This is a genomic window from Peribacillus sp. FW305-BF15, assembly GCF_058783805.1.
Window position 1 is genome coordinate 66,540 of sequence record NZ_JBYSYV010000017.1, and the last position, 21,354, is coordinate 87,893.

General features: G+C 40.1%; 15 protein-coding genes. 4 read left to right on the forward strand and 11 right to left on the reverse strand.

The window, feature by feature from the left end; genetic code table 11:
* Positions 1-272: 272 nt before the first annotated feature.
* Both ppsA and AC3WLU_RS18220 read right to left on the reverse strand, forming a co-directional pair.
* Positions 273-2,888 carry a phosphoenolpyruvate synthase gene (ppsA, locus tag AC3WLU_RS18215; RefSeq protein ID WP_492597680.1) on the reverse strand — a complete coding sequence of 872 codons (2,616 nt, stop codon included), beginning with the start codon at positions 2,886-2,888 and terminating at the stop codon, positions 273-275.
* Between the two features lie 552 nt (positions 2,889-3,440).
* Entirely contained in the window at positions 3,441-3,845 is a 405-nt protein-coding gene (locus AC3WLU_RS18220; RefSeq protein WP_492597681.1) for a VOC family protein, read from the reverse strand.
* Between the two features lie 725 nt (positions 3,846-4,570).
* Here AC3WLU_RS18220 and AC3WLU_RS18225 point away from each other — a divergent pair.
* Complete coding sequence (locus AC3WLU_RS18225; protein ID WP_413004542.1) at positions 4,571-5,038, forward strand: SRPBCC domain-containing protein; 468 nt, start codon at positions 4,571-4,573, stop codon at positions 5,036-5,038.
* A 97-nt stretch (positions 5,039-5,135) separates the two neighbouring features.
* On the opposite strand, the gene ggt is transcribed toward AC3WLU_RS18225, so the two are convergent.
* The 4 genes from ggt to AC3WLU_RS18245 all read right to left on the reverse strand — a co-directional run bounded on the left by ggt (position 5,136) and on the right by AC3WLU_RS18245 (position 10,979).
* Positions 5,136-7,211: a gamma-glutamyltransferase gene (gene ggt / locus AC3WLU_RS18230; RefSeq protein WP_278089750.1), complete on the reverse strand. Its 2,076-nt coding sequence runs from the start codon at positions 7,209-7,211 to the stop codon at positions 5,136-5,138.
* A 216-nt stretch (positions 7,212-7,427) separates the two neighbouring features.
* Complete coding sequence (locus AC3WLU_RS18235; RefSeq protein ID WP_492597696.1) at positions 7,428-9,404, reverse strand: TRAP transporter permease; 1,977 nt, start codon at positions 9,402-9,404, stop codon at positions 7,428-7,430.
* Between the two features lie 10 nt (positions 9,405-9,414).
* Positions 9,415-9,921 carry a DUF1850 domain-containing protein gene (locus tag AC3WLU_RS18240; protein ID WP_492597682.1) on the reverse strand — a complete coding sequence of 169 codons (507 nt, stop codon included), beginning with the start codon at positions 9,919-9,921 and terminating at the stop codon, positions 9,415-9,417.
* Positions 9,922-10,004: 83 nt separating this feature from the next.
* On the reverse strand, positions 10,005-10,979 hold the full coding sequence (locus AC3WLU_RS18245) for a TAXI family TRAP transporter solute-binding subunit (protein WP_492597683.1): 975 nt from the start codon (positions 10,977-10,979) through the stop codon (positions 10,005-10,007).
* Between the two features lie 427 nt (positions 10,980-11,406).
* Here AC3WLU_RS18245 and AC3WLU_RS18250 point away from each other — a divergent pair, with 427 nt between their 5' ends.
* Positions 11,407-12,318 carry a LysR family transcriptional regulator gene (locus AC3WLU_RS18250; RefSeq protein WP_057275948.1) on the forward strand — a complete coding sequence of 304 codons (912 nt, stop codon included), beginning with the start codon at positions 11,407-11,409 and terminating at the stop codon, positions 12,316-12,318.
* A gap of 228 nt (positions 12,319-12,546) precedes the next feature.
* Here AC3WLU_RS18250 and AC3WLU_RS18255 read toward each other — a convergent pair whose 3' ends face one another.
* Complete coding sequence (locus AC3WLU_RS18255; RefSeq protein ID WP_492597684.1) at positions 12,547-14,589, reverse strand: sigma-54 interaction domain-containing protein; 2,043 nt, start codon at positions 14,587-14,589, stop codon at positions 12,547-12,549.
* Positions 14,590-14,876: 287 nt separating this feature from the next.
* Here AC3WLU_RS18255 and AC3WLU_RS18260 point away from each other — a divergent pair, with 287 nt between their 5' ends.
* Entirely contained in the window at positions 14,877-16,298 is a 1,422-nt protein-coding gene (locus AC3WLU_RS18260; RefSeq protein WP_492597685.1) for a YfcC family protein, read from the forward strand.
* A gap of 36 nt (positions 16,299-16,334) precedes the next feature.
* Entirely contained in the window at positions 16,335-17,507 is a 1,173-nt protein-coding gene (gene iadA, locus AC3WLU_RS18265) for a beta-aspartyl-peptidase (protein WP_340861835.1), read from the forward strand.
* Positions 17,508-17,822: 315 nt separating this feature from the next.
* Here iadA and AC3WLU_RS18270 read toward each other — a convergent pair whose 3' ends face one another.
* From AC3WLU_RS18270 to AC3WLU_RS18285, 4 genes are all read right to left on the reverse strand, one after another.
* Entirely contained in the window at positions 17,823-18,815 is a 993-nt protein-coding gene (locus AC3WLU_RS18270) for an NAD(P)/FAD-dependent oxidoreductase (RefSeq protein WP_034312587.1), read from the reverse strand.
* 222 nt (positions 18,816-19,037) lie between these two features.
* Positions 19,038-19,286, reverse strand: coding sequence for a ferredoxin (locus tag AC3WLU_RS18275; RefSeq protein ID WP_034312590.1), 249 nt, complete (start codon positions 19,284-19,286; stop codon positions 19,038-19,040).
* Positions 19,287-19,351: 65 nt separating this feature from the next.
* The gene (locus tag AC3WLU_RS18280; protein WP_492597686.1) at positions 19,352-20,146 is read right to left on the reverse strand and encodes an alpha/beta fold hydrolase; all 795 of its coding nucleotides are present in this window, start codon (positions 20,144-20,146) and stop codon (positions 19,352-19,354) included.
* A gap of 175 nt (positions 20,147-20,321) precedes the next feature.
* Positions 20,322-21,110: an SDR family NAD(P)-dependent oxidoreductase gene (locus tag AC3WLU_RS18285; RefSeq protein WP_235568115.1), complete on the reverse strand. Its 789-nt coding sequence runs from the start codon at positions 21,108-21,110 to the stop codon at positions 20,322-20,324.
* Positions 21,111-21,354 lie beyond the last annotated feature (244 nt).

Below are 21,354 nucleotides of genomic sequence, written 5' to 3' on the forward strand. Positions count from 1 at the left end.
GGGCGTATCGATTTTGCCTATAAATAAAATCCACAAAAAGCCCAATTTCTCGGTGTTGTAAAGAGAGAAATTGGGCTTTGGCATCATATAAAAGCGACCTTTAACAGAAGGCCCGATCTCAAGTTGATCTTACTAAACTTTAGTATCAATTTTCAGTTACTGCCCCCTTATATGACCTAGTGACAGGGGGCTTTGCCAAAAACCGCAAAGCATCATGATTTCAATGATTCTCCTAATTCGAATGTTCTTCTTTATGATAGAAATGTAATGAATTATAGTATTTCTATATAACCTTCTGTTCCATTTACTCGAATACGTTGCCCATCTTTTATCAGCTTGGTGGCATTTACCACACCGACAACGGCAGGTAAGCCATATTCACGTGCGATGACTGCTCCATGGGTCATCAGCCCGCCAACTTCGGTGACGAGTCCTTTTATGGATACAAATAATGGTGTCCAGCTAGGATCGGTGAAGGTTGTAACCAGTATATCTCCATCTTCTAGATCTGCATCTTCCATGTTTAGGATGACGCGTGCTCTGCCCTCTATAATTCCGGAAGAAACCGGTAGACCTACAATAGCTTCGGCCATGAGATTGTCTCGTTTATACTCCCCTACAATGATTTCACCATCAGACGTGATAACACGTGGTGGAGTAAGTTTTTCATATAATCTGTACTCGTCTTTTCGTTTGCTGATCATCTGGTAATCTAGTTTATTGGTGCGTACGACTTCATGAAGTTCTTCAAAAGTGAGAAAATATATATCTTCTTTTTCATGAATAACGTTGGCTTGTACGAGTTGTTCGGCTTCCTTGAGTAAAGACTGCTTATAAACGAAGTAGCGGTTAACCATGCCGTATTTTGGATATTCCCGATAACCGATGAAATTCCGGATTAGACTGATCATTCGTTTTGTTTCTTTGGCTTTTTGTTCACCATCCGGTAATTGCTTCAATCGATCTAATATCTCTAGTTCTTTTTTCAAAGCTTCCTGTCGCCCTTGCTCAAATTTCAGATTGCTAGCATTAGGCTCAAAGTTTTTGATATTACTTAGAATCACGGGGACAAGTGTAGTTGGTTTTTCGCTCCAACGGGTTTTAGTAATATCGATTTCTCCAGCACATCGCATTCCGTATTTGCCGAGATAATCATAGATAGCATCCTGAGTTTCCTGACCACCATCAAACTTAACTAGTTCATCCATAAAATTATCATCTTTTACTTGTTGTAAATAATCAATTACTTTTGGATAAGGACGTATCACATCTGCGACATCCATTAGGGCCAGACCCATTTCTGAAGTTATATTGTTTGGTACAGATTGAGAAAGCGTGTCGGCTGCGTTTTTTTCACCTAACCACTTATTCATTTTTTCATTGATCCATGATGATGCATCTATAGCAGCCATAAACACAGCTGAACTTTGTGGGTCAAATAAAATCTTCTTTAATATCTGGATATCTTCCAGAATGAAATCAAATAACTCCGAACCTGATTTCGTTTGGATGTTTTGTTTTAATTCTTCTATCGATGTTTGACTACGTTTAATCAAATCAGAAACGATTGTCGGGTCGTTTTCAATTTGTGCCCTAGAATCCGCAGACGGCACACTTTTATTGCTTTTACCGGAACTCTGTTCTTGCTTATCATTTGGTACAGATTTTATGAAATCCCCTCGCTCTATTATGTTAATGAGTGCGTCTTTCATGAGCGGGTCGTGTTGTCCCATGGCCTCTACTAACATTTTTCTGCTTTCAGGTGAAGCCACCATATGTGTGACATCAACAAACAACCTTCCGCCAGCTATACGCATGGGTGCAGGAGTCGTTAACAGCCAAAAAGATAATCCCAATGGTTTCATGGCGTCAGTCATCATTTGTTGATGACCGACAGATACATAAACGTGATTCTCTTGATCATTCGCTTCTGGGATGGGGTATAAAGTAGTGATTGGACGGCTCTGGACAATATAAAATGTATCATCAACCAAACACCATTCGATATCTTGCGGACAGCCATAATGCGCTTCAAGCTTTCTGCCGATCCTTTCAAGCCCCAACACTTGCTCATCTGACAGGGTCGATAAAACCTGCTGCCCCGGCTCAATTTCCTTTTCCACCGTTCCGCCTTCTTTTCGTGCATATATAGCCAACTTTTTGGCAGAAATCTTCTTCTCCACAATCCTACCTTCTTGCACTTTATAATTGTCCGCAGACACTAAGCCCGAGACAAGTGCCTCACCCAGCCCAAAGCTAGCATCGATCGAAAGCACCTTGCGGTTTGAGGAAACTGGATCAGCTGTAAATAGTATTCCGGAAGCTTGTGGAAAAATCATCCTTTGAATAACAACAGACAGATAAACCTTGCGATGGTCAAATCCGTTTTGCATTCGGTAAATCACAGCCCGATCAGTAAATAGTGAAGCCCAGCACTTACTAATATGTTGTAAAATTGCATCTTTTCCTTTGATGTTTAGGTAGGTATCCTGTTGACCTGCAAAGGAGGCAAATGGAAGATCTTCGGCTGTAGCGCTAGAACGAACAGCATATGCATGCTCGAAGCCAAAAGTTAAGAGACATCGGTCGATATCTTCTTCGATCCCCTTGTCGATCTCGATTCCCTCAATCAGATCACGAATCTTCCTGCTAATTTCACTTATTCTTTTTCGTTCGTCCACTTTTTGTACTACAAGCTGATCGAGTAATTGATGAAGCTCATCATTTTCCCCAATGACTCTTTTAAATGCCTCAGTAGTAACACAAAATCCTTCTGGTACAAGAATTCCATCAATCCTCGAGCATTCGCCCAAATTCATCCCTTTGCCACCGACCACCATTTGTTTCGTTTTATCGATCTCCCGAAACTCCAGTACATATGGTTTCATTTCTTTCCCTCCCATTTATCGCTTAATACCAAGAGAATCATATGACAAAAATTGTTCATGTGATCAACCATTAACGCTGTCCAGTCGTTCTTGCTCCTACTGAAGTTCCATGTTCCTATCAAACACTCCTTTAAAAAAATAAAAATAAGGATTGACCGAGAAGGAAATTATGTTGTATAATTATAATAGGGTATAATTTATACAAAATACTAAATTGGTGTATCTATATAAATTTAACACAGTTTTTCATTTTTTTCAATGTATTTTCATGACCACAATTGTAGTAAATACAAAGTCAGAAAACCCCATTTTACAAGACAACTCACATAAATGATTTCCGAATATCCAATCATTTATTGCAGCTTAAGGGAAAATACGGATGTACAACCTTAATAAACTCCAATAGTAAAAATCCCGGTTTCTTAGTATTAAGAAATCGGGATTTTTTAGATACTCCATTAAAGCGTCCGGGCTTTATTGAGAATTTTTAAAATTTTTACCTTCCCAAATAATAGTAACGACTTTACAAAGAAGGATGTCTTCTGGTTTAGATTAATTGACAGTAAACATCCATGAAACACCAAATTTATCCTTCAACGAACCGTGAAGTTTCGCAAAGAATGTTTCATGAAGATCCATATGTATAGATCCCTCTTCTTTTAATGTGTTCCATGCCTTTCTAGCTTGTTCCACCGAGTTCAGCTCCACACTTACAACCACTTTGTCACTATCATTCAATTCACGGTTTGAATCAGAACCCATTATTATTCCATCTTCTGTTAATCTTAATTGTGAGTAAAGAACAAGGTGTTTATCACTCTCTTCAACAGGAAAGTCTGGACTTGATGGGATCTCACTATATTTTTGCATAGCAATAAGTTCCCCGCCAAAAGCCTCGATATACAATTTGAAAGCCTTTTCACATTCTCTGTTAAACATTAAATATGGTTTAATCATTTTCATTCTCCTTTGAATCAAGATTGGATTCCTTAATAATAACCGGTACCAAGATTATCATCGTTACAAGCATACGCGAACATTAGTTCTTTTTTCAAATAAAAACTTCTGATCGTTCTTTTTTAATAAAACTTAAACCTATATCATTATGCACAAAAATAGCATTGTTATATTCTCGACGTACAGCATGGTAGACGGTTTCCAAAAATAGAACGTGATTTCATCAACAAAACTTATAATGATATCCACAATTCGGCACTATCCCGGAACAAGGATCAGCGCTCATTTTTCATTTTAGGGGAAGGATATTTTTGGTACCGCTTCTTGTAGGGCAACAATACATTTCTTCAATATTATTTGACGCGAATATTCCTGTTTGTCTATATCTCACCAAAAGGACTATCATTCTAATAAATCGCGGGGTAAAGATGAATACTACATTATTAATTACTCTTCGAGTGGGAATGGTGAACTCAATAGAAACGGCCCTTTCACCGCGGGAAAATATGCAGAACGACTTCAGATTCGGCACCCATTGGCATCCAAATATATAAGCGGGCTTCATAAATCAGGAGTAGTGGAATTTATACGGAAGCAATTCGTCGAATTTACAAGCTTCGTCCAGAGCCCTTTAGGATTAAACATTTGGTTTGGACAGTATTGTGAAATATGGGAAGAAAGACTCGACAGCTTGGAACATTAACTGAAATAATTGGAGGAATAAAATGTTTCCAAAAATCGAAATCACCCGCAGTTTCAATGCTCCTCGCGAGCTTGTATTTAAGGCTTTTATCGAATCAGAACATCTGCAGAACTGGTGGGGCCCAAAAGGATGGGCTTTTGATATTTCTAAGTTTGAGCTTCGCCAGGAAGATGTTTTCCATTACAGCCAGACATCTCCTGATGGTAATGTAATGTGGGTCAAATTTGTTTATCATGTAAATGCCCCAGATAAACTCGTTTACCCCTCTTTCTTTTCTGATGAAATGGGTAACATCGTACGTGCTCCTTTTAACGACAACTGGCCATTGGAAACTCTCAATACTTTTACATTCACCGAGCATGTAGGTAAAACAATACTTACGGTGATTGGGGCACCTGTATCCCCAACCGAGGAGGAAATGGTTCAGGAGGGCTTTTCAGGAACCTTCGTTCAACTGGCTGACTACCTCTCTACTATTTCATATGACTAAAAAACAACCCCAGACCTCTCTTTACATAGAGAACTCCGGGGTTGTCAAGTTTAGGTTCATTTAGTAATCAAGTTCCCGAGCGGACTTAGAAAAGCAATCAATTCGTGACACTGCCATCTTCGTCCGGATCCTCAATATCCGCCGGATCTTTTTCCAATAGTGCCTCTTTGTCTTTTTCGTTCCATTTTGTTTTATACCCTAATGATTTCGCTACTCCTAACACAGGTAGATACGATTTTTTATCTGGTTTAAATGTTTCTAAATCCCTTGTTTGGATTACACCCAAACCTAGTAGCAATTTATCTGATTGGATATAGGGTTTATCATCGATCAGTTTCATTTGATCAGCTGTATAAGGATAAACGGCTCCATTCACTTTTAAGGTAAACGGTCCCTTTTTTTCTTCTTTTATTTCTTTCGGCTTTTTCGATTTATGGGAAACATCATACACACCTTGAACAGTTCCTTCTCTCGTATTATCGGCTCCTCCATACATTTTTCCCTTTTCATAATCATAAATAACAGCTTGCACATTTCCGATATGTTGCGGTTTTTCTTCATAAACATGGCCTTTAGCCATTAACTCAAGCCTTGTATTTTGTTCAATTCCCGGTTCCCATCTTACTGTCGGATAACCAGCAGAATAAATACGTGGCGCATATATGGCATCTTGAATGGGCATTTTATGATCAAGCACGTTCATGATCGTTTCAGATACCGATGCGATTATCGTCGCTCCTCCTGGTGAACCAATGGCCATGAAGGGATTGCCATCTTTTAATACGAAGGTCGGGGACATACTGCTTCTTGGTCTTTTTCCTGGTTCCACCTGGTTAACTCCACCCGGTGTGGCATCAAAATCCGTCATTTCATTATTTAGCATGAACCCATAATCTGGTACCATGATACCAGATCCGAATACTTGCTCGATTGTAGTCGTATAAGCAACCATATTCCCCCACTTATCCATTACAGAAAAGTGAGTCGTTTGTCCGATTGGGGTTTTCTCTTCTTTTACCATCTTCATTGCAGTGGGTTCTTTGCCCTCATACTTCCATGGATCGCCCGCTTTGACATCAGCTGTTGATCTATTTGGATTGATGAGTTTTCTTCTTTCTTTAATATAATCTTCATCTAATAGTCCCTCTGTTGGTACATCATAAAAATCCTCATCCGCCATATAGGCAGCGCGATCGGCAAACGCAAGATGCATGGCTTCGGTTAGGTGATGAAGATACTCAGGTGAGTTGGCCCCCATCTTTTGCACATCGTATCCTTCCATAAGCTCCAGGATTTGCAGAACAGTCAAACTGCCTGAGCTTGGTGAAGCTGCCCCTACCACTTCAAATCCCCTATATTCCGATTTAATCGGCTCTCTTTCTTTCACTTCATAGTTTTCCAAATCCTCAGTTGTCATCGTTCCTTCACGCTTTTGAACTTCTTTGGTAAGTGCTTCCCCGATTTCTCCTTTATAAAAAACGTCAGAACCTTGTTTTTTTATTAACTTAAGAGTCTTTGCCAGGTCTGGCTGAACGAGGGTGTCTCCCTCTCCCAACGGCTTTCCGTCTGGTACAAAAACTTTTGCAGCCGATTGGTTATTTTTAAGCTTTGTTACATTTTCATCGATATATTGCGCTGTTGCCCAATTGACTTTTACCCCTTCTTCAGCTTGTTTAATGGCCGGGCCTATGACTTGTGATAATTTCAATGTTCCATATTTCTCAAGAGAAGTCTCCACCCCCATAAGAGTCCCAGGAACTGCAACCGCTTTCCCGGATGTATGCCGCTTACTAAAAGGAATAGGTTTTCCCTTTTCATCTAAAAAAAGTTTAGGCGTAACATTTTGAGGTGCCATTTCGCGATTTTCGATCATCGTTATTTTATTTTCCTTTTTATTATAAATCATGATAAAACCACCGCCGCCGATTCCAGACATCATTGGTTCAACCACATTTAACGATAATTGAATGGCTGCCGCTGCATCGACTGCATTTCCGCCTTGTTTTAGTATCTCTATACCCGCTTCAGCTGCTAACGGATGAGAAACTGATACGATTCCATTTGTAAAACCCTTTCCCATTGACCCATCCACTCCAGGAACACTTGCAAAAGCCGGTGTGATCATACAAAAGAAACTGAAAGTAACTAAAATAAAACTTTTTAAAAATTTCATGAATTAGTCTCCTTTCAAAATAAAACAAATTGGGTTTTTTCATAAGGCAAGTGGATATACGAGCAGAATTCTCTTGTAGGAATATGCTGGTTGTCTCGATAAAAAACAGTCTGCACATTCCCATTTTCGTTGCATTCCCAATGGTGCTCACTTCAAAAAATCACCCCCCCGAATGGTTAAGCTCTACCCTTTACTTCCGGATTGATATTCGCAGGGTCAACTTTTCTCAATGCTTTGGTTATTTTCCAAGATTTTGGAGCTGTCGTGATTGTCATTTTTCCAAAGATATTGTAAAGCCAGCAACACGATAAAAGCGGATATCCCAATGATGTCCGATACCGTCTCAGGGTAGATCAATAGTAAACCTACGATTACGGCGAGGACTCTTTCTAACCAGTTCATTCCCCTCATCCAGTAACCTATGACACCCGCACCAATTGCAATCATGCCTGCCATTGCAGTAAGTACTACCCACGCAACCTCCATCCATGTTGTATCGATCATTAGCATTTGCGGGGAGAGAACAAAAATATATGGAATGATGAATGCAGCGATGGCAAGTTTCGATGATTCAATCCCCGTTTTTATCGGCTCGCCTCCCGCTACCCCTGCCGCTGCAAATGCCGCTAAAGCAACAGGAGGAGTTATATCTGCTATAATGCCAAAATAGAAAACGAATAAATGTGCAGATAGATCAGGAACACCAAGCAAAATTATCGCAGGCGCTGCAATCGTCGAGGTGATTACATAATTGGCAGTCGTAGGTGAACCCATACCTAATATAAGTGCCGCTACCATAGTCAGCATCAGTGTTGGAATCAAATATCCACCAGATAAATCAATCAAGCCATTAGCAAGCTTAAGTCCTAGCCCAGTTTTCGTGACGATACCGACAATAATGCCTGCTGCTGCTGTTGCAGCGGCCACTGCAAGAGCTGTTCGGGCTCCATCCACCAATGCATAGATGATATCGATGAATTTCATGCGGACATCCTTGTTTATGAAACCTACAAGAACCGAGATGGCGATGGAATACAGTGCTGCATGTGTTACCGTGATATTCGCCATGAGCAAAATGATAATGGCAAGAATCGGTATTAGTAAATAAAACTTGCCGAACACTTCCTTTTTACTCGGCATCTCTTCTTGCGTTAACCCACGCAGCCCAAGTCTTTTCGCTTCAAAATGGGTCATGATCCAAATTCCTGAAAAATAAAGGATAGCTGGAATCGCAGCCGCCTTTGCTATATCCCAATACGTTATTCCATTCCCAATGAACTCAACCATTAAGAATGCCGCTGCCCCCATTACCGGAGGCATCAATTGACCGCCTGTCGAAGCAGCCGCCTCCACTGCCCCGGCAAATTCCTTCTTATATCCAAGATTTTTCATCATCGGTATCGTAAATGCTCCTGATGTGACAACATTAGCCACAGAGCTCCCGCTAATCGTTCCTTGAAGAGCACTTGAAAAAATCGCAACCTTTGCAGGTCCCCCTATCCGTCTGCCGGCAATTGCGGTAGAGAGATCATTAAAGTATTGACCGACGCCTGTTCGGACCAGAAAAGATCCAAACAGTAGAAATAGGAAGATGAATGTCGATGACACCGCTAGCGGAGTACCTAAAATTCCCTCTGTCGAGAAGAACATCGTTTGCACCAGTCGCTCCAGGGTCAAACCGCGATGAGCAAGAAATCCTGGCATATACGGTCCAAAAACCCCATAGAAAATGAATAATAAAGCAATGACCATGATAGGGAGGCCAACTGCACGCCTGGTCGCTTCCAAAACCAGCAGAATGGCCATTAAACCGACTGCAAAATCCAATACGCCCAAACGTCCTACATTCATGACGATATCTTCGAAAAATAAGGGCCAATATGCACCTACCCCAATACTAAGGATCGCAAATATGATATCGTACCAGGCAATTTGAAATTTTCCTTTTTGACCCTTCTTTCGATTTGCAGGAAATAGTAAAAATACTAAGGAGAGCGCAAACCCTAAATGTATCGTCCGTTGGATTTGTGCTGTAAAAACGCCAAAAATGGCTGTATATAATTGGAATAACGAAAAAGCTAAAAGTCCAAAAAATGCAATGTGGCCCAAGACACCAGTTAATTTCCTTGTCCCGGCTTCTGGATCATATTTTTCCAATAACTCCTGCTGCTCTGCTTCGGTTAAATATTTCATTTTTTCATTATCAGCCACTAATCTTCACTCCCTTCAACTGTTCCCATAATGAAATTCTTTCCGAAGAAATCCTGACCCATGTCCCTGGTTTAATGAAGTCTGCCAATGTGTATGTTTTTTCATCATATATTAATCGATGGTTGGCTTTAACTTGTCCTACCCGTAAATCTATAAATGTGAAAGTGCGTTGCATATTTTTTATGAAGTAGGTACCGTCTTTTTCTTCGAATACTTCCTCACCCTCTGCATTGGAAGGCATACCGACCGCAAAATCATCATAGGCAAGTTCGGTTTGTTCGATTCGCTTATCCGATAACCGATATGATTCCAAAACATCTGTGAGGTGGATGGAGTGTGTATACTTAATCTTGAATTCCTTTTCTTTTTCCAAAGGAAAGTATGCGACTAATTCCCCTTGGTCCTCGTATGAAAAGGCTATTACATGCTTATACGGAAAAAAGAATAAAAAAGCGATGAGCAGAGGTGTACCAAAAGCCATGAATCTCTTGAATTTCATAGACACCCCTTTCATAACCAGTTTCACATTCAGATAAAACGAAGCCGATAGGCCACATAAAGCGAGCTACCGACCCAATTGCATTACTTGGAAACACCTTTTTCTTTAAAGTATTTTGCTGCTCCAGGATGAACTTCCATTTCCCCTAATCCTTCAAGTGCAGTCTTTGCTGTAATGAACTTGCCTTTTGCATGTGTGATTTGATCATTGTTGTCATAAACTGCTTTAGTCATTTCATAAACTAAATCTTCATCAAGATCCTTAGTGACCACTAACATCGCTTTAACAGCAACTGTTTTCACCTCGGATTTGATTTTGTACGTACCACTAGGAATTGTATCTTCAGCATAATATGGGTACTTTTTAACCAATGCTTGAATTTTGTCATCTGCAATAGGCAGAACCAAAATATCATTTTGGACGGATAACGCTTCAACTGCACCAGTAGGCGTGCCTGCCGTGATGAAAGCTGCGTCAATATTGCCTGCTTGGATTCCTTCCGCCGACTCATCGAAAGATAGATTCTGCCCTTTAATATCCTTTTCAGACAACCCATGAATCTCCAGGATTTGCATGGCATTGATGTAAGCACCAGAACCCGGTGCGCCTACTGATACCTTTTTACCTTTTAAATCCTCGATTGATTTAATTCCGCTTTTTGCAGTCGTTACAATTTGAACAGTTTCAGGATATAAAGAGCTGATCGCCATAATATTGTCAATGGGTTTCCCGTCGAACATTTCTGTTCCTTCAAGTGCATATGCCGCGATATCCGTTTGCGAAAAAGCGATTTCAGCCTCTCCAACCCTTAACGTTTCCATATTTTCGGCGGAGGCGCCAGATGTCTGAGGTGTTATGTTCGCTTTTGTTTTATCGGAAATGATTTTTCCAATTTGTCCTCCAAGCGGATAATATGTACCACCCGTTCCACCAGTCAACAGACTCAAGTTTTGGTTACCGCTGCCTGAAGCACCTTCATTACTGTCTTTACAAGCTGTGATAATACCGGTGACCGTCAAAATCATGACCAATAAAAAGCACTTATGAAATCTTTTCATAAAATTCCCCCCTCATATGTTTTCTTCATCCGCAGGAGATGATAGTGTTATTATTCTACCGACCGCCTCACTTTCCCTTTTTTTACAAAATCAGACATATAATCAAAAAGGACTAGTAATTGATTTGAATTTTTTTATAGAAATCAGAATAACAAGCACAAATATGTATAAACACCTATTAAAAACAAGGGAAATCCGCTATCCAATAGTAATATTCTACCTTTTATTACCTATTCTTCCTTTCTTTAAGGATAATATTGACTCTTCCATTTTAGAAATATATTATTGTTATAAACTTATAAGTCTATATTATAAAATGATCTTCTAACCTTAAATTTTATATCCAGCTTTTTTTTGCGAGGGAATATTAGGGATTCCCCCTTTCTTTAGCCTTGTATACTCAAATCCAATTGAAGTGGGTGATTGTTTGAATTACCTATCCCTCCGCTATTTCATAGAGGTTTCTAACCATCTTAGTTTCAGTGAGGCTTCCAAAACCCTGCATATATCCCAGCCCGGACTTAGCCAACAGATTTTATCCCTCGAAAAACAATTAGGCTTTAAATTATTGAATCGAACGACAAGAAAAATTACATTGACGGAAGAAGGAGAATACATCTATAAAAAGCTTGCGCCTTCCTTTGAAGATATCGAGAAAACAGTGAATTACATAGTTGAAAACAAAACCATCCCCAAGCCTAAACTGAAGATTGCTACCGTACCCTCTGCAGCTAGTATATATATCCCAAAATTATTGAAAAAGATCGTGGGGCAATACCCGGAAACAGAGTTTTACGTGCATGAAACAACATCTTCAAGAGCAGTAAAACTCGTAAACCAACAAAATTATCACATCGGTTTCATCCGAACACCCATTCACAGTGACATCATCGCCAATGAAGGATTAAGCATGATTGAATTCATGAGGTTCCCTTTACAATTAGTCGTCTCCATGGATCATCCACTAGCCCAAAAAGAGGCCATACATTTATACGAAGCAAAAGACGAACCTTTTATCCATTATGATGCCGTTCAAGCGCATTCCCTTCAATTCCTTTTGGAAAAGGCTTGTCTGACGGCTGGATTTTCACCTAAAGAATTATGTAAAGGCTCTGAATTACTGACGATTGCCAATCTAATATCCAATAACTTAGGCGTAGCCCTCATGCCGGAAGATATGGTGAGTTTGTTGGGAAAAAGCCAAGTAAAAGCCTTGAACATCGATAACTCGGAACTAACCAGTTCGATATCGGCAGTATGGAAAAACACGGATGCCTCCATTCTGACTAAGCATATTTTGAAAACGTTAGAAAATGATGATGATTTTAACAATATGTAAGATTCTTGGTTGGGTAATTGCTGTGAAGCCAGGTAATTATAGTAAAATGAATGATACTTATCGGTGTTAAAAAGCCCCATTTCTCTTTTACGACACCGAGAAACGGGGCTATTAATATAGGATCATTTCACCTTTTAAACTTCTTATTGGCGATGGGGCGTTCCCCCTTATATAACTTATCAAAACCTTAAATTAGCAAACTCCCCTTATTGGTAGTGACTAAGTATATCAATGCATAGCATGCTTTGACCTAAGAAAATATAAATACTCTATTCCTTCAGCGGTAATCTTAGTGCCGGCCCTTCCTCTGCCTTTGACGACAAACCCTTCGATTTCTAAAATATCCAAACGGCGACGAATCTGCTGAGGGGACAAGACAAAGTCCGATTCTTTACTTTGACTGGAAATCAGTTCTCTGCTTGCCGCTTTTCCTTTATCGTTGTATTGCTTGATTACTTCCAAGATGAAAGTGCGCTCCTGAATTTCCAGCATACTTTCACAGACGGGATAATCAGCCGCCACACTTTCTTTCTTATTCCCGTGCATGAACGGAAGATCACTTTTCGTCACGACATTCCCCTCACAAACCGTCAGCATGTAATCGATTGTACTTTTAAGTTCCCGTATGTTGCCGGGCCATTCATATTGCATGAAATAATCCAGTACGTCTTCCTCTACTTTTACCCACTTCCCGCTTTTTGTGATGAGGTGCTTTATCAAAAGTGGAATATCCGCTCTTCTCTCTTTGAGTGACGGTATGTAAAGATTGAGCACATTCAGCCGGTAAAACAAGTCTGTTCTGAATGAACCGTCCCGCATTTTATCATGAAGATTTTTATTCGTCGCGGTAATCACCCTGACATTAACGGGAATGATTCTCTTGCCGCCAATTCTGCGGATTTCCCCCTCCTGAAGAACTCGAAGCAGATGGGATTGAACTGTGAGACTTATATCACCAATTTCATCCAAAAAAATAGTCCCTTTATCCGCCATTTCAAACAGTCCTTTCTTTCCTCCCCTTTGCGCTCCTGTAAATGCCCCTTCTTCGTAGCCGAACAATTCACTTTCAAGTAAAGTTTCTGTTAAAGCACTACAGTTAACCGCTAGAAATGGCCCGTTCTTTCGCAATGAATGCTCATGAATCGCATGAGCAAACAGCTCTTTTCCTGTACCCGTCTCTCCCTGAATCAAAATCGGATGCTCTGACAAGGCAAGCTTTCTGGCAATCTGCTTACGCTCTTTCATTACTTCATTCTCGCCGATAATATCGTCAAAGCAATATTTCGAATAAAATCCTTGATTGCGCATTTCTCTTTGTGCAGTCTTTTCTATTTCAAAGGCTTGATGAACACTTTTGAAGGTTGCGACAATTGTATTTTCTTTCATCATTTGCAACCGGAAAATCACGACCTCCACGCCGTATATGTTGAAGAACTTACTTTGATCATTACTTTCCATAATGAAATCGATAATATCACGGCGATTCATTACATGCTCTAGATACTGATTAACCACATCTTTTGCATCAACCTGGAACAATGCCGCAAGCTGGTCATTGAATACCGTTATCAGCCCTTCCTCGTTAACGACCAATATTCCGTCATCGACAGTACACAACACATTTTGGATATGATCACTCATCTGCTTGGCATCCCACTCCGCATGTAACAGCTTACGTTGTAATTCAATTATATTACTAATATACCTTTCAGAAATCTTAGAGGATATATCCTTGTGTAAACCACAGCATTCTACAACTTCCAGAATTGTTGTTATATCAAAAAGACGCACGCCTATATCGATTACTTCTTTTATGTAAGAGGGGCACAGATGAGTTTCTCCTGGCGATACAGCTATTTGGACATTCTCATAAAATAAAATCCCCTTCCTGAAAGGGATAAATTGAACATGGTCGATACCAAGCTGATATAAGGATTCAATAAGGCTTATAGTTGCATCGTCATCATCATTCACCAAAAGCACTGTCGAACCCTCTGGTATTCTTAATAGCTTGTCAATGTATTCATGATTAACAGTTCTCTTTCCCACAATTATTTTCTGGGCATTTACGCCATCCATTCCCATTTTCTTTTCATAAGCTGCATCTGATGAATACAAGATAATTCCCTCTCCCAAAGAACGAGGTATTCCCTCATCAGTAGCATGGCTGTTGACATGAACGTAGTCTCCAAGCAGTTGTTCCAGTTGCTCCTGCAAGGCTTCCTTTGTTTTTGAGCTTCCCGCTATAAGTGTAAGTGAGGATTTTGACATAAAAGCACCTACCTGTCTTTAATTGGTTTTATTATATCACCAAAAAGAACCAATAATGACCTTTAACTTCAATCCACCCAATAAGTTCTCATTAAAATCAATTACCCCGTATTGGCACAGAATTTGCTTATATATTGAGTTGTCGTGATTGAGTTGACGTACCCAAGGATTTGAAAAGGAGGGAAACAGCAGAATACTAGAAAAACAGTTGATAGTCGATAGGCTGGAAAATTTTTGTTAGCGTATTAGTTCCATGTACTTATTTTAAATACAAAGGAGAGACACTTATGAGCCAGGTAGAAGAGAAGGCTGTTTCGCTTGAAACAGCGGGAGAAAAAGAGAGAAAAATCAATGTTTTTGTATTGCTGCTCTGCATTCTCGCAACAGCAACTCTATTTACTTACATTTTGCCTGCCGGGGAATATACACGGATTGAAGCAGATGGACGGACAACTGTTGACGCCAATTCTTTCAAATGGATAGAATCTGCACCGGTGGAATTGTTCGATATGATAAAAGCTATTCACACAGGGATGGTTGAAGCCGGCAATATTATCTTTTTCTTATTGATTATTGGAGGGTTTTTCGGTGTTTTAAGAGCTACAGGGACGGTTGATGTGCTCATCGCTACAATGGCCCGGAAGCTGGCGACACGTGAAAAGCTATTAATTCCTGTCGTGATGCTGTTTTTTGCTGTAGGAGGCTCCTTAATGGGAATGGCAGAAGAAACACTAGCTTACCTTCCTCTTATCATTCCGCTGGCGTTGGCCCTGGGATTCGATACAATTACAGGTACTGCCATCGTCATAGTTGGGGCATTGTCAGGGTTCACGACTGCTATCATGAATCCCTTCACTGTAGGACTTGCACAAGGAATTGCTGAATTGCCGATGTTCTCAGGAATAGGGTTACGCCTTATCTTATTTATTATCGTCTACCTTGTTTCCGTTCTTTATATCTATCGTTATGCTATGAAGGTCAAGAAAAATCCTTCTATAGGAATCTACGGAAAATATACAAAGGAAGAAGCAAAAAAACTACTCCAATCAAGTGCGAAATTAACTGCAAGACATAAATTCATCTTACTCTCTTTTTTAATTAACTATATCGTGTTGGCATTTGGTGTCATCAAATTCCAATGGTACATTACAGAAATTACAGCCTTATTCATTGTTTTGACAATCGTAATTGGAATATTCGGTAAATTGTCCGCGGATCAAATTGTCAACTCCTTTACCAATGGATCTGCCGCCTTGCTAGGCGGTGCTTTGATTATTGGCGTATCACGCGCCATTCTTGTTGTATTGAATGATGGGCATATCGTCGACCCTATGCTGCATCAAGTATCTGAAGCTATCCAGCATATTCCGGCCTATTTAAGTGTTGCCGGCATGTACAGCTTCCAAACTCTTATTCATTTTATTCTAGCATCCGGAACCGGTCATGCGATGTTGACCATGCCAATTATGATTCCGCTCGCAGACTTATTGGATATTACACGCCAAACTGCGGTGTTGACTTTCTCTTTTGCGGACGGAATCGGAAATATGATTTTCCCAACCGCTACCACCTTAATGGCGGGCTTGGCAATTGCAGGCATACCTTGGACAAAATGGGCGAAGTGGATTCTGCCGCTGGTACTTATTCAATATCTCATTGGATTAATAGCCGTCATAACGGCTCACTTCATCGGATATGGCCCATTTTGATAAAAATCACTAATTCATTACAGGAGGAAAAACGCATTGCTTACTTTAATTAAAAATGGCGAGATATACTCACCCAATTACTTAGGACGGAAAGACATTTTGATTACAGATGAAAAAATTGCATTCATAGATGACAGAATCGAGATTCCTGACAACTTTGCTCCTATTCATATCATTGATGCGACCAATCTTTTAGTTGTTCCAGGTTTCATAGATTCACATGTTCATATTATTGGCGGAGGAGGTGAGGGAGGATTCAAAACCCGCACCCCTGAGCTGATGCTTACGGACATTACGACTTCAGGTATTACAACGCTTGTCGGATTGCTTGGTACGGACGGAACTACGCGTAGAATGGAAAGCCTGCTTGCCAAGGCCCGGGCACTTGAAGAAGAGGGTATTTCCTGTTTCATTCATACAGGCTCCTACCAAGTGCCAGTAAAAACATTGACAGGAAAAATTGAAGATGACCTTATTTTCATTGACAAAATCATCGGTGTCGGGGAAATTGCCATCTCCGACCATAGATCATCAGAGCCCACTTTTGAGGAATTGACCAAAATCGTCGCAGCCGCACGTAACGGGGGTATTCTGTCAGGAAAAGCAGGTATTTTAGAAGTTCATGTAGGAGACGGTGATGGCGAGCTCTCGTTATTACATGCAATCGCTGATAAAACCAACATTCCGATTCGACAGCTCCATCCGACACATATCAACCGAAATGAAAAATTATTCAAGGCGGGAATCAATTACGCAAAACGGGGCGGGTTCGTAGACTTTACAACAAGCACCATTCCTCAGTTTCTGGATGATGGCGAAGTAAAATGCAGCATTGCCTTGCGCATAATGCTGGAAGAAGGGATTCCGGTAGAACAAATCACCTTCTCCTCAGACGGCCAGGCAAGTCTTCCATTTTTCAACAACCATGGGGAGTATGCAGGCCTTCAAGTAGGAAAAGTATCTTCGCTATATCACGAAGTGCGTGATTCTGTTTTAGAAGAAGGAATCCCACTTGAAACGGCACTGAAGGTCATCACCACGAATCCCGCACAAGTGCTGAAACTATCAACCAAGGGCAGTATCCAAACCGGCAATGATGCTGATATTGTGCTATTGCAAAAGGAAACTTTTGCAATTGTCACTGTAATGGCAAAAGGACAAGTTATGGTAGATAAGGGTATTCCGTTGATAAAAGGGACATTTGAATGAGTTTAGACAGGATACCGGATTTCGAAAAATTTTCACGTCTCGCATTAATATTGTGAAAAATCGCTATAGGGGCGATACTTAAACCAATCTAAAAAGTCGAATTCCTAACTGTGGAGGAATTCGACTTTTAATTATAACAGTCATATTAACCTGTTCCCTTGTTAAGTAACAAAACATGTAAAGCCTCGAATATATCAAACTTAACTTTTTTTCGATTTTAACCTGGAAAATCGAGACCCCCTATCCATCACTTTTATCTTAGGGACCCAGCCTATGTACTTTAGTCTTCAGAAAAGTCTTGTTGTTAGAAAGAGGTCATCCAAATAATGAAGTACTATGGAGCGGCTGAACTTTCGCCAAAGGATCAATATAGGCTTTGGCATTATTAACTGCCGTAGGACCTTCACCGAATCCGGAAGCAATTAATTTGACCTTTCCATCATACGTACAAATATCCCCGGCAGCGTATATGCCTGAAATATTTGTTTCTTGCTTGGAATTAACGATAATTGCATTTTTATTGATGTTTAGACCCCATTCTTTAATCGCTCCAAGAGAAGAGACAAAGCCGTAATTAATAATTAAATCATCTACGTCAACCACTTCTTTTTGTTGAGTCTTAGTGTGTTCTAAAACTATTTGCGTAATGTGATCTGTTCCTACCAATTCGGAGGGAATATAAGGTGTTTTGACCTCAACAGAGGAATTCACTAATTTTTCTACACTATGCTCATGGGCACGGAATTTATCTCTTCTGTGTATCAATGTTACCTTTTCAGCAATCGGCTCTAACATAAGGGCCCAATCAACAGCAGAATCCCCACCGCCCAGAATCGCCACTTTTCTTCCTTTAAATCGGTTCATATCATTCACGAAATAATGCAAATTCTTATCCTCGAACTGTGTTGAATCTTCCAATTCTAGTTTACGAGGCTGAAAGGCCCCATTTCCAGCAGTAATGATCACTGATTTAGAGAAATGAGTATCGAGGTTTGTAGTGATCTTAAATGTTCCGTCTGCTTGCTTTTCCATTTGTTCAACTGCTTCTTCAAGACAAATTGTTGGTTCGAATACTTTCATTTGTTCTATTAAATTCTCTATCAATTCCTGCGCCCTTACTTTTGGAAAACCAGCTATATCATAAATGAATTTTTCGGGATAAAGAGCCGAAAGCTGTCCACCCAGTTGAGGAAGACTTTCGAGGATTTTCACCTTCGCTTGCCTCATTCCGCCATAGAACGCAGTAAACAAGCCAACTGGGCCGCCCCCAATAATAGTTATGTCATAGACCTTTTTTTCTTCTGTCAATCCAATCACTCCTTGTTCTTCTAGGTTGGTTGTTCATACTGAACATGATTTACTGGTTGTAAGCGATAAACTTGTAATGTTTCCACAAGTAATTCTTCCTTTTCCTTTGTTTCAGAAATGATGGATAAAAGCAATAGAATATCCACCCTTTCAAAGACAATCTGGATATGTCACCACATTAAAAATCTATAAAGCTACTGGTCACAAACGCAGCTAAAATTATTATTCAAATTTATTAGGGTTACCATCAAAGGATGTTTGAGCCACTTTTATAGAATCTGTTGGACATCCTTCTGAAGCATCTATCATATCTTCCTCGAGTTCATCAGGTATAATCGCTGCCCCAACATTATTATCCAATATAACGAACGCAATCCCTTCTTCATCATAATCATAAATATCCGGAGCTGAAGCACCACAAGCTCCGCAAGCAATACACGTTTCTTTATCAACGATTGTATAATTAGCCATTTTTCCTATTCATTCCTCTCTAATCTAGGCCCTGGTTTTACTAAAGTATTTGTAGAAGCCGTTTCCTACTCAATACCTTTCAAAAATTCCAAAATGCTCGAATTAAACTTCCTTGGATTTTCCTGGTAACACAAATGACCGCCATCTGGAATAATCACTAGCCGGGAGTTTATTAGCTTTTCATGAATGGCTTCTGATTCCTTAATGGGAGTTACAGTATCCAACTCACCACAAATCACAAGAACAGGAACAGCTATATGAGATAACATACTCATTTGATTTAGATGATAAAGTGAATATGCTACCGAACGATATCCTGCCGGTCTTATCTGTGTCATAATCTCTTTGACTCGTGTATGGACATTTTCTGAAGCATAGGGAGATAGCAGTGCTTGTATCCTCTTTTCCGCTATCTCCTTAGTAGAAAGGTTTTCAATTGAAAATAATCGATTTTTCAATTTCGTCTCGTTCTCTTCTGCTGATAGAGCAGCAGCCCCCCTTGTCGAATCTGCTAATATGAGTTTATTAACCTTATTAGGGTACAGGCTACAGTACTCTATCGCAATTGCGGCTCCCATTGAATGGCCGAGCAGATGGATATTTTCCAGCTTTAGCTGATCTAGCATGCCGTTCAGAATACGTGCGAACTCTTTAAAATGTCTATATTCTTCTGCTGGATCTGAGCTTTTCCCATAACCCGGAGCATCCCATGCGATTACTGTATAATGCTCCTTTAATTCCTGGATTTGTTCCTTCCATGACTGTGAATTATTGCTCATACCATGTAATAATACTAGAGGTTCTCCATTACCTTCTATTTCATAATGAATGCTTAAATCTTCTACTTTTACGAATGGCATACGATCAGTCCCCTTCTAAAGGTAAGTCTTTAACTCTTAAAGCCCCCAAACTTGATATAACTTTCTTAAATTAGAGAATGATTTACTATTTTTATATTTTGCTTGAAACCCTATAAAGAAAGTACTTCCTTTCCCGTCTTACAATTCAGCTAACGTATTCAAATACCTCTCCAGCTTAGCCAAGGCCCCGCACTGACAATCCGCCGTCGCTGGAAATGATTTCACCAGTGATTGCGCGTGATTCGTCAGAAGCTAACAGTACATAAGCCGCAACGTGATCTTCCGGCATCTGGGCAAGTTGAAGAATATTCCGTTTTTTAATGCTGCTTGCTTTCGTATCATTATCGACGATTTTCACAAATGGACGCAGCGGTGGAATCACCGTGAGTGCTGTCAATGTACCCCCTGGGGCTACGGCATTTACCCGGATGGAAGGCGATAGTTCGAACGCAAGCTGGCGCATCAATCCAATTTGGGCGTGTTTGCTCGCTGTATACCAAACACCGCCGCCATCTGGATAAAAACTTGCACCGGACACGGTAAAAATAATATTGCCATTCGTTTTTTTCAGTTCTTCAAGAGCAGCTTTAGCTCCGAAAAAAGAGCCTTTTACGTTAATATTGAATAGAAAATCATACGCTTCGGAAAGCGCCTCGGGAGTCACATCGGCAAATTTGGCAAATCCATCGAACACGCCTGCATTCGCAACGAAGACATCTAACTTTCCGAATTGCTCAACAGTAGCTTTGACCGCTTGCTCATTGTCTTCGTATTTGCTTACATCTCCCTGATAAGTAAGGATGTTTTCACCAAATTCTCCTTTCATTTTCGCTAATGTCTCTTTAGAGCGGCCGATAATGCTCACTTTTGCTCCTTCTTGTATAAAACGGCGTGTGACAGCTTCTCCTATTCCAGAAGCTCCCCCTGTAATCAAAACGACTTTATCTTTTAAGGCCATGCCCATTGTCTCCACCCCTTCTGATATCTTTCAAACATAATGAACGGTTATCCAAAGATCGGTTCCATTCATATATACGGTCTTGTAGCGAGGACATAATCCTTATATGTTTTGTATATAAAACTATGTTTTTTTATATAAACAATTCTAAAATGTAATCGCTTCATTGTCAATGTAAGCTGTAAAAAAAACTGAAACCATCGTTCGGGAATATGTGCCTTGTTCTATATCAAGCTGTGGTAATCCTTAT